The sequence below is a fragment of the Streptomyces sp. NPDC090021 genome, assembly GCF_044748225.1.
Lineage (GTDB): Bacteria > Actinomycetota > Actinomycetes > Streptomycetales > Streptomycetaceae > Streptomyces.
The window spans coordinates 1-10,051 of the sequence record NZ_JBIVFO010000081.1; the positions used below are offsets into that span (position 1 = coordinate 1).

A 10,051-nucleotide genomic window follows, 5' to 3' on the forward strand; every position below is an offset into this window, starting at 1 on the left:
GGCTGCGGCTTTCCTCCGGGCTTTCGTTCTGCTGTCTTGCGTTTCCGACTCTATCAGACTCTTTCGTGTCCGATTTCCTCGGTGCTTTCCAGGTTTCCGCTTTCGCGTTTCCCTTTCCGGCGGTCCCGACTCTATCAGAAGTTTTCCACCGGATTTCTCCGGCTTCGAATTCCTGAAATGAGGAGTCGGAAGTACCCCGATCGGATCTTGATGTCCATGTGGGGTGAGGAAGACTTTAAACCATCACTGCCGAACTTGTCCAGTTCGAGGCAACCGTTCGAATCTACCTCCCCACTCGTTCCGTGTCAACGGCGTTTGCGGGACGACGAGGAGAATAGCAGCTCAGCAGGCTTGTACGCACATCAGGCCGCGGTCGGGAGCGTTGCGGTCCGGTCGGCGGCCTCCACGTCTCCGAGTTCGCCGGCGCGGGCGGCCCTGCCGCCCAGGACGAAGACGTAGAGCAGGAAGGCCGCCTCGGCGACCACGCCGATCGTGATGCGCGCCCAGGTGGGGAGCCCCGAGGGGGTGACGAAGCCTTCGATCAGGCCCGAGACGAAGAGGACCACGGCGAGGCCGATGGCCATGCCGAGGGCCGCCCGGCCCTGTTCGGCGAGGGCCGTGCGCCGGGTGCGGGGGCCCGGGTCGATGACCGTCCAGCCCAGGCGCAGCCCGGTGCCCGCCGCCACGAAGACGGCCGTCAGTTCGAGCAGGCCGTGCGGAAGGATCAGGCCCAGGAAGACGTCCAGTCGGCCTGCGGACGCCATCAGACCGAGGCCGACCCCGAGGTTGGCCATGTTCAGGAAGAGGATCCACAGCACCGGGATCCCCAGGAACACACCCAGGACCAGGCAGATCGCGGCCGCCTGGGCGTTGTTCGTCCAGACCTGGGCGGCGAAGGAGCCGGCGGGGTTGCTGGAGTAGTACGTCTCGTACTCGCCGCCCGGCTTCGTGAGCTCCTTCAGCTGCTCCGGGGCGGCGATGGCGCCCTGGACCTCCGGGTGCGTGGCTATCCACCAGCCGATGAGCACGCCGAGCACCGTGGAGAGCAGGGCCGTCGGTATCCACCAGCGGCGGCTTCGGTAGACCGCTGCCGGGAAGCCCACGGTGAAGAAGAGGACGGCATCGCGCCAGCCGGCGCGGCGGGTGCCCGTGACGGTGGCGCGGGCGCGCGCGACCAGCTGGGTCAGGCGCCCGGTGAGCATGGGGTCCGGTGCGCTGGACCGGATGAGGGAGAGGTGGGTCGCGGTGCGCTGGTAGAGCGCGACGAGTTCGTCGACCTCCTCGCCCGTCAGCTTGCGACCGCGGCCCAGGAGCTGTTCCAGGCGGTCCCATTCCGCGCGGTGTGCCGTGACGAAGACGTCGAGATCCATCCGGTGCGCTCCCCTGCCCAGGTCCCCTGGCCGCTGCCTATTCCTAGTGTGGTCAGCTTGGCAGACTTGATGCGGTAGGGGCGGGGCAGGTCACATGAGAGGTGCTGTGGTGAGCGATCTGGTGACGGGGGACGCGGTCGTCCTGGGGCTGAGGCCGGCCAGGCTGCCGAGCCGGGCGCTGGCGATCCTCCTGGACCTGGCGGTCTACGTCACCGTGTACGGGCTGGTCGGGGTCGGGCTGACCTTCGCGACCGCCTCGCTGGATTCGGCGGCCCAGGCGGCCATCGCCGTGGCGAGCTTCCTCCTGCTGCTGGTCGGCATCCCGATCGCGGTGGAGACCCTGTCCCACGGGCGCTCGCTGGGCAAGCTCGCCTGCGGGCTGCGGGTGGTACGCGACGACGGCGGGCCGATCCGGTTCCGGCACGCGCTGGTGCGCGGGGCCCTCGGGGCGGTGGAGCTGCTGCTGACCTTCGGCACGGTCGCGGCCATCGCCTCGCTGGTGTCGGCCCGCGGCCGGCGGCTCGGGGACGTGTTCGCGGGGACCCTGGTGGTCCGGGAACGGGTGCCGGGAGCGCGGGTGATGCCGGTACCGGCGCCGCCGCCGTGGCTGGCCGGACGGTTCACCCAGCTGGACCTGTCGGCCGTACCGGACGGGCTGTGGCTGGCGATCCGCCAGTACCTGACGCGTATGAACCAGCTGGATCCGCAGGTGGGCGCGGCGATGGCGGCGCGGCTCGCGGACGATCTCGTGGCTCGGACGGGGGCGCCGCCGCCGGCGGGGGTGCCGGCCGCGGCCTATCTGATGGCCGTGGTCCACGAGCGTCAGTCGCGCGATGCCGCCCGGGCCTTCCACGCGGCGGCCGCGACCGCTGCCTCTCCCGTCCCGCCGGTCGTGCCCGTCCCGCCGGTCGCACCCGGTTTCGGGCCGGTGCCCTACGCGGGCCCGGCTCCCGCCCCGGCGCCGGCGCCCTACGCCGCCCCCGCGCCGGTGGCTCCGACGGCCCCCGTGGAGGCTCCGCGCGCCGGTGGGTTCGCTCCGCCCGCCTGATCGGGGCGCGGGCTCACCGCTCCTCGAAGGCCGAGGGTGGAGTCTCCAGGTGTTCCAGCTCGATGCCGGGGGCCGAGAGGACCACGTCGCCGGCGATGTGGACCGTGTGGACCTCGCCCGTGTCCAGGGCGGTGACCCGGTACTCGTCCACCAGGAGCGGGCCGCTGTCCGTGGGGTGATCCTGGCGGGCCACGAGGGCCCAGGCCTGGTCGACCGTACGGGGTGCCAGGACCGGGTCGGTCAGGGCGAGCAGGCGGACGCGGGTCGCGGGTGCGCCGGGGGTGAGGCGCAGCAGGCGGGTCGTGGCGATCAGGAAGGCCGGGGAGCTGCCGGTGAAGCCGGGGGCGGCGATGTTGCCCTCGGTGGCCTCGGTGCCGGTGGGGTCGGTGCGGACCCAGGTGACGCCGTCGAGGGCGGCTCCGCGGACCTGCCAGCTCGCGGCGTTGACCTCCAGGCGGATGGGGCGGCCGAGTTCGTCGATCGCCAGGTCGACGGAGCCGCGGTGCTCGCCGTCCGGGGCGGTCAGCTGGGAGACGTAGCGCCAGCCGGAGGGGCCGGGGGCGCAGTGGAAGTGCTCCTCGGCGAGGGGGGTGTGGTCGTGCGGGTCGTGGAGCGAGTATCGGCCGCGGGGCATGGTGCGCACACTTCTTCGGATCGGGGGATACGGGGCAGGCTCCCGGCTGGTGTGCCGGGGGCCTGCTTCAGGTCCGTCCGCGGTTGATCAGCCGGTGATCAGTAGCGGTAGTGGTCCGGCTTGTAGGGGCCCTCGACCTTGACGCCGATGTAGGCGGCCTGCTCCGGGCGGAGGGTGGTGAGCTTGACGCCGAGGGCGTCGAGGTGGAGGCGGGCGACCTTCTCGTCGAGGTGCTTGGGGAGCACGTAGACGTCGGTCGGGTACTCCTCGGGCTTGGTGAAGAGCTCGATCTGGGCCAGGGTCTGGTCCGCGAAGGAGTTCGACATGACGAAGGACGGGTGACCGGTCGCGTTGCCGAGGTTGAGCAGGCGGCCCTCGGAGAGGACGATCAGGACCTTGCCGTCGGGGAAGGTCCAGGTGTGGACCTGCGGCTTGACCTCGTCCTTGACGATGCCGTCGACCTTGGCCAGGCCGGCCATGTCGATCTCGTTGTCGAAGTGGCCGATGTTGCCGACGATGGCCTGGTGCTTCATCTTGGCCATGTCGGCGGCCATGATGATGTCCTTGTTGCCGGTCGTGGTGATGAAGATGTCGGCGGTCTCGACGACGTCGTCCAGCGTGGCGACCTGGTAGCCGTCCATGGCCGCCTGGAGGGCGCAGATCGGGTCGATCTCGGTGACGATGACGCGCGCGCCCTGGCCGCGGAGCGACTCGGCGCAGCCCTTGCCGACGTCGCCGTAGCCGAAGACGACCGCGACCTTGCCGCCGATGAGGACGTCGGTGGCGCGGTTGATGCCGTCGATGAGGGAGTGGCGGCAGCCGTACTTGTTGTCGAACTTCGACTTGGTGACGGCGTCGTTCACGTTGATCGCCGGGAAGAGCAGGTCGCCGGACTGCATCATCTCGTAGAGACGGTGCACGCCGGTGGTGGTCTCCTCGGTCACGCCGCGGATCTCGGAGGCGAGCTGCGTCCACTTCTGCGGGTTCTCGCCGAGGGTGCGGTTCAGCAGGGTGAGGATGTGCGCGTACTCCTCGGAGTCCGCCGTGGACGGGTCCGGGGCCTCGCCGGCCTTCTCGAACTCGACGCCCTTGTGGACGAGGAGGGTGGCGTCACCACCGTCGTCGAGGATCATGTTCGGGCCGCCGGTGGGGGTGTTCGGCCAGGTCAGCGCCTGCTCGGTGCACCACCAGTACTCCTCCAGCGTCTCGCCCTTCCAGGCGAAGACCGGGACGCCCTGCGGGCTCTCCGGGGTGCCGTTCGGGCCCACCGCGATGGCGGCGGCGGCGTGGTCCTGGGTGGAGAAGATGTTGCAGGAGGCCCAGCGGACGTCGGCGCCGAGGGCGACGAGGGTCTCGATGAGCACGGCCGTCTGCACGGTCATGTGCAGGGAGCCGGTGATGCGGGCGCCGGCGAGGGGCTGGGCCTCCGCGTATTCGCGGCGGATCGACATCAGGCCCGGCATCTCGTGCTCGGCGAGGGTGATCTCCTTGCGGCCGAAGGCGGCCAGGGAGAGGTCTGCGACCTTGAAGTCCATGGGTGCTGCTCCTCATGGTTCGAGAGGTGGGTACGGCTGGTCCGTGCGCCGTCCTGGGGACGGGACACCGAGCACAGTCCGTCGGGGGTCCTCTCTCCCCTCGGCCGGTCGCAGGGACCGCCCGACCCGCCATCAGCAGCGACGCCTGACACTGCCCACGAATCTACACCGACCGGCGGCGGCGGCCCCAGTCGAACGGAGAACTGGGCGGGCCCGAATGCCGCGGCGTCCGGGCCCGCCCCCCGCTCGCTGCGCCTTTTCGGCCAGACCGTAATCTTCCAGCCGTTCGTACTGGCGGGAGGGGTTGGGGATTCATGGCACGCAGGCCTGGACGGCGTCGGGGTATCTGGGCGGTCGCCCTGCTGGTGCTGGGCGTCACGCTGGTCGCCGGTCCGCTGGCGTACATGTTCGCCCGGTTCGCCCCGGTGAAGCAGTTCGGCGAGAACATGCTGCCCACGATCCCCGTCGGGAGCGTGCTCATGGTGGAGAAGGACCCCGGTGAGGTCCGGCACGGCGACGTGATCACCTACGACCCGGCCGAGTGGGGGTACGACGGCCCGTTCCTCGGACGTGTCGTGGCGCTGGGCGGGGACCACATCGCCTACGCGACGGGCGACCGGACGCTGACCCTCAACGGGAAGCCCCTCGACGAGCCGTACGTGCGCGACGGCGACGCCGGGGCCGGCGGGGGGAGCTTCGCCGTCTCCGTTCCGCAGGGCCGGGTGTTCGTGCTGGGCGACAACCGCGGCAACTCCCAGGACTCGCGCTTCCACCAGGAACACCACCAGGGGACGCTGCCGCTGGCCGCGGTGACCGGGGTCGATTCCGAAATGCACGAGGAGTCCCCGCTGATGGTGGTCCTCGGCCTGCTCATGTCCGCCGGGGTCTGCCTCCTGCCCCTGTCCCTCGGGCTGGGGATCGCCTGGCTCGTGGTGCGGCGGCGCAGGCCGGCCGAGGCGCCCGGGCCCGTCTGGGGCGCCACGCGGGTGGACGTGCCGTAGTCCCCGCGCGTACGCCGGTTCCTGTCCGTACGCCGAAGGCCCACGCGGGCTGCTGCTCGCGTGGGCCTTCGGCGTACGGAGTTGGTGTACGGGACTACTTGGCGGGCTCGGGGCGGTAGATGTCCGGCTCCAGGTAGATCACGCGGGCGATCGGGACGGCCTCGCGGATGCGGGCCTCGGCGGCGTTGATCGCGTCGGCCACCTCGGTCGCGGTGTCGTTGCCCTCGACGGCGATCTTCGCGGCGACCAGCAGTTCGTCGGGGCCGAGGTGCAGGGTGCGCATGTGGATGACGCGGGTGACGACGTCCCCGTCGACGGCCGCCGCCTTGATCTTCTCGACCTCTTCGACGCCGGCGGACTCACCGAGCAGCAGGGACTTGGTCTCCGCGGCCAGGACGATCGCGATGGCGATGAGCAGGACGCCGATGCACAGGGTGCCGATGCCGTCCCAGACGCCGTCGCCGGTCAGCAGGGCGAGGCCGACACCGCCGAGCGCCAGGACCAGGCCGACGAGCGCGCCGAGGTCCTCCAGCAGCACCACGGGCAGTTCGGGGGCCTTGGCCCGCTTCACGAACTGCGTCCACGACAGCGTGCCGCGGATCTCGTTCGACTCCTTGATCGCGGTGCGGAAGGAGAAGGACTCGGCGATGATCGCGAAGACCAGGACGCCGACGGGCCAGTACCAGGCCTCGATCGGGTGCGGGTCGTGGATCTTCTCGTAGCCCTCGTAGATGGCGAACATGCCACCGACGGTGAAGAGCACGATGGAGACGAGGAAGGCGTAGATGTAGCGCTCGCGCCCGTACCCGAAGGGGTGCTGCGGGGTCGCCTCGCGCTGGGCCTTCTTCCCGCCGAGGAGCAGCAGGCCCTGGTTACCGGAGTCCGCGACCGAGTGGACGCTTTCCGCGAGCATCGACGAGGAGCCGCTGAAGAGGAACGCCACGAATTTGGCTACAGCGATGGCGAGGTTGGCGGCGAGTGCCGCCACGATCGCCTTGGTACCGCCCGACGCGCTCATGGGTACAGGGTGTCCTTCCTGGGCCAGTGACTACGGCGGCACATTGTTGCAGCCCCTGGACCGGACGCCGTGTCAGACCACCACGGTGGCCCGGAAGACCGTCCCGTTTCCGGACAGTTCGACCTTTTCGCCCGCCGGTACGAAGGCCGATCCCCCTGGCGTGAGCGCCAGTTCGCCGGCCTGCGCGGAGCCTGCCGTGCAGAGCAGGATCTGTGGGGCGCCGTCGGGCAGGACGTGGGGGGCGCCGCCGGGCGCGAGGAGGAAGCGGGAGAGCCGGAACTCGTCGATGGGGGCCTCGTAGACCTCCTCGCCGCCGTCGCCCTCGGGCCGCATGACGGCCGGGTCGCTCGGCTCGAACCGCACGATCTTCAGCAGTTCGGGAACGTCCACGTGCTTGGGGGTGAGCCCGGCGCGCAGCACGTTGTCCGAGTTGGCCAGCAGCTCGACGCCGAGGCCGTCGAAGTAGGCGTGCGGGACCCCCGCGCCGAGGAACAGCGCCTCGCCGGGCTGGAGTCGGACGTGGTTGAGGAGCATGGCCGCGAGCACACCGGGGTCCCCCGGGTACTCGTGGGCGAGGGCCGCGTACGTGGCGTACTCGCCGCCCAGGTGCGCGGCGGCGGCGGCGGTCTCGGTGACCGTACGGGCCATCTGCTCGCGGTCCGCGGTGAGTACGGCCGTCAGCACCTCGCGCAGCGCGGCCTCCTCGGGGTGGGCGCGCAGCAGATCGGCGTACGGCTTGAGGGAGCCCACGCCCAGCCCTTCGAAGAGGTCCGCGGACGCCTGCGGGGAGCGGAAGCCGCACAGCCCGTCGAACGTCGTGATCGCGCAGATCATCTCGGGCTTGTGGTTGGGGTCCTTGTAGTTGCGGTGGCCCGCGTCGATCGGGATCCCGCGCCGCTCCTCGTCCTCGAACCCCGCCCTGGCCTGGGCCAGGTCGGGGTGGACCTGGAGGGAGAGCGGGGCGCCGGCGGCGAGAATCTTGAAGAGGAAGGGCAGCCCGGGACCGAACTTGGCCACGGCGGCGGCGCCGAGCTCCCCCTCGGGGTCGGCGGCGATGACCTCCGCGAGCGACCTTTCGCCGGCGCCGCGGTCGACGCGGGACGGGGCGCCCGGGTGGGCTCCCATCCACAGCTCGGCCTGGGGCTCACCGGTGGGTTCGACGCCGAGGAGGGCGGGCAGGGCCGTGGTGGATCCCCAGGCGTAGGGGCGGATCGTGTTGGTGAGGCGGTCCATCGTCGTCTTCCTGGATAGATCCGGGTGCGTGCGCGAGCTTCAGCCCTGTCCCCCGGACGCCAACGCCAGGTAGGCGGTGGCGAAATCCGTGACGGCGAGCAGTTCGGCGAGCTGCTCCAGCTCGGCGCCTTCCTCCGGTTCGATCTCGCTGATCGCCGTGTCGTGGCTGAGGGCGAGTTCACGTGCGGCGGGGGCGGCGGTGAGACCGCCGGCCGGCCGGTCCCGGAGCAGGACGACCCGGGCTCGAAGGGCCTGCGGCTCTTCGACCCGGTCGCGGAAGAAGTCGTCGGGGTCGGCGCCGGCGGCGAAGGCACCGGCGAGCAGGACGCCGTGGGCGGGCAGTGCCTCGGGGAGCGCGGCCGCCAGTGCGGGGCGGCCGGCGAGCTCGGCGAGGGTGGCGGCGAAGCGGCGGCCCGCGGGGCCGGCGCCGGTGCCCTCGCTCCAGATGAGCGGCAGCGAGTCCGCCAGCTCGGCGGCGAGGGTCTTGGCCGGGTTGGAGTAGGTGGCGATGGCGGGCCCGCAGCGTTCGGCCGTCCGGTCGAGCCGGTCGGCGACGAGCTGGAGGGTGTCGGGGGCCGCGGTGATCAGGCCGAGCTTGTCGAGGAGCAGCAGCAGTGGCGTCAGCAGGGCCCACAGGGCGCCCGGGCCCGCGGCGGCGGACTCGTCGAACTCCTGGTACGGGGCCTTCGCCATCGGTACGAGGAGCCCGTGCGCGCCGCCCACCGCCTCGCTCAGCGGTGAACGCTCGGGCGCCACGGCGACGACGGTGCAGCCGCGCCGGTAGGCCTGCTCGGCGAGCACGGCGAGCCCGGGCTCGGTGCCGTCGGTGGTGGCCACGAGCAGCAGGTCGACCGGGCCGGCCCAGCCGGGCAGGGACCAGCGCAGCGCCCCTGCGGCATGGGCGACCCCGGTGGGGTCGAGCCGGATGACGGGCGCGGAGGCGCCCGCGAGGGCGCCGAGCAGGTCGGCGACCCCGGTGGCGGCGGTGCCGGGCCCGGCGATCAGGACCGCGCGCGGCCGGCCGTCGGGGCGCAGGTCGGCGATGCCTGCCTCGCTCGCGTGCCGGGCCGCGGTACGGACTCTGGCCCCGGCCTCGGCCGCGCCGCGGAGCAGGCCCCGTCGGTCGACGCGGGCGAGATCGTCCGGTGCGTCGAGGAGCGACTCGTCGAGCATGGCGGCCTCCGGCTGCTGGGTGACGGGAACCTGTCTGCGCGTGGTGCGGTGCGGGTCAGGCGGGGCGGGGCAGGCGGGTGGGGTCAGGCGGGTGGGGTCAGGCGGGTGGGGTCAGGCGGGGCGGCGGGCCTCGTCCACGAGGAGGACCGGGATGCCGTCGCGGACCGGGTAGGCGAGAGCGCAGTCCTCGCCGGTGCAGAGCAGCTCGGGGGTCTCGTCGGCCGACTTGTCCTCAAGGGGCGCGTGGCAGGCGGGGCAGGCGAGGATCTGCAGGAGGCCGGCTTCGAGCGGCATGGGGTGGGTTCCCTTCGGGGATGCGGATGGGGCGTGGTCAGCGTACCGCTGGGGCTCCGCCGGTGCGGCCTGGGGCGGGCGGGGGTGTATCCCGGCTCCGCCGGGGCGCTGGGACCGCTGGGGCCCGGCAGAAGGGAACCCCGGCTCCCGCCGTGTGCCGGGCTCCGCCCGGACCCGCGCCTCAAACACCGGCGGGGCTGAAATTGCGGGCCCGTGCCGGAGAGTGCGGGGTGAGGGGGCTGGGGACCAGCCCCCTCGGGACCGGACCTCAGGCGCGGATGAGGGACAGGGCTTCGTCGCGGATGCGGGCCAGGGTTTCCGGGTCACGGGCCTCGACGTTCAGCCGCAGCAACGGCTCCGTGTTCGACGCACGCACGTTGAACCACCAGTCCGCACCCGTCACCGTCAGACCGTCCAACTCGTCCAGCTCCACACCCTCACGGCCACCGAAGGACTCCTTCACCGCCGCCACACGCCCCGCCTGGTCCGCAACCGTCGAATTGATCTCCCCCGACCCCTCATACCGGTCATAGGAAGCCACCAGCTCCGACAGCGGACCGTCCTGGCCACCCAGGGCCGCCAGCACATGCAGCGCCGCCAGCATCCCGGTGTCCGCGTTCCAGAAGTCCCTGAAGTAGTAGTGCGCCGAATGCTCACCACCGAAGATCGCACCCGTCCGCGCCATCTCCTCCTTGATGAAGGAATGACCCACCCGCGTACGCACCGGCGTACCGCCGCACTCCCG

The 10,051-nt window shown here is 71.8% G+C and carries 9 protein-coding genes and 1 pseudogene; 2 read left to right on the forward strand and 8 right to left on the reverse strand.

Features of this window, described 5'->3' with window-relative positions; translation table 11 throughout:
* Positions 1 to 362 precede the first annotated feature (362 nt).
* The gene (locus ACIPXC_RS34635; protein ID WP_401626380.1) at positions 363 to 1,370 is read right to left on the reverse strand and encodes a stage II sporulation protein M; all 1,008 of its coding nucleotides are present in this window, start codon (positions 1,368 to 1,370) and stop codon (positions 363 to 365) included.
* A 109-nt stretch (positions 1,371 to 1,479) separates the two neighbouring features.
* Here ACIPXC_RS34635 and ACIPXC_RS34640 point away from each other — a divergent pair, with 109 nt between their 5' ends.
* The gene (locus ACIPXC_RS34640; RefSeq protein ID WP_401626383.1) at positions 1,480 to 2,418 is read left to right on the forward strand and encodes an RDD family protein; all 939 of its coding nucleotides are present in this window, start codon (positions 1,480 to 1,482) and stop codon (positions 2,416 to 2,418) included.
* A 13-nt stretch (positions 2,419 to 2,431) separates the two neighbouring features.
* Here ACIPXC_RS34640 and ACIPXC_RS34645 read toward each other — a convergent pair whose 3' ends face one another.
* Together ACIPXC_RS34645 and ahcY are read right to left on the reverse strand one after the other, a co-directional pair.
* Positions 2,432 to 3,052, reverse strand: a complete 621-nt coding sequence (locus ACIPXC_RS34645) for a hypothetical protein (RefSeq protein ID WP_401626386.1) — start codon at positions 3,050 to 3,052, stop codon at positions 2,432 to 2,434.
* Between the two features lie 98 nt (positions 3,053 to 3,150).
* Positions 3,151 to 4,587 (reverse strand): adenosylhomocysteinase, encoded by a 1,437-nt coding sequence (gene ahcY / locus ACIPXC_RS34650; protein WP_401626389.1) that lies wholly within the window; start codon positions 4,585 to 4,587, stop codon positions 3,151 to 3,153.
* A 314-nt stretch (positions 4,588 to 4,901) separates the two neighbouring features.
* On the opposite strand from ahcY, the gene lepB reads away from it, so the two are divergent.
* Complete coding sequence (gene lepB, locus ACIPXC_RS34655; RefSeq protein ID WP_401626392.1) at positions 4,902 to 5,588, forward strand: signal peptidase I; 687 nt, start codon at positions 4,902 to 4,904, stop codon at positions 5,586 to 5,588.
* Between the two features lie 94 nt (positions 5,589 to 5,682).
* Here lepB and ACIPXC_RS34660 read toward each other — a convergent pair whose 3' ends face one another.
* From ACIPXC_RS34660 to manB, 5 genes and pseudogenes are all read right to left on the reverse strand, one after another.
* Positions 5,683 to 6,606, reverse strand: coding sequence for a cation diffusion facilitator family transporter (locus ACIPXC_RS34660; RefSeq protein ID WP_401626395.1), 924 nt, complete (start codon positions 6,604 to 6,606; stop codon positions 5,683 to 5,685).
* 72 nt (positions 6,607 to 6,678) lie between these two features.
* Positions 6,679 to 7,839: a mannose-6-phosphate isomerase, class I gene (manA, locus tag ACIPXC_RS34665; protein WP_401626398.1), complete on the reverse strand. Its 1,161-nt coding sequence runs from the start codon at positions 7,837 to 7,839 to the stop codon at positions 6,679 to 6,681.
* A gap of 39 nt (positions 7,840 to 7,878) precedes the next feature.
* Entirely contained in the window at positions 7,879 to 9,012 is a 1,134-nt protein-coding gene (locus ACIPXC_RS34670) for an SIS domain-containing protein (protein WP_401626401.1), read from the reverse strand.
* 111 nt (positions 9,013 to 9,123) lie between these two features.
* A complete protein-coding gene (locus ACIPXC_RS34675) occupies positions 9,124 to 9,306 on the reverse strand; it encodes a Trm112 family protein (RefSeq protein WP_046778971.1) in 183 nt (60 codons plus the stop codon).
* A gap of 268 nt (positions 9,307 to 9,574) precedes the next feature.
* Positions 9,575 to 10,051: pseudogene (gene manB / locus ACIPXC_RS34680) on the reverse strand (phosphomannomutase/phosphoglucomutase); the annotation flags it as partial.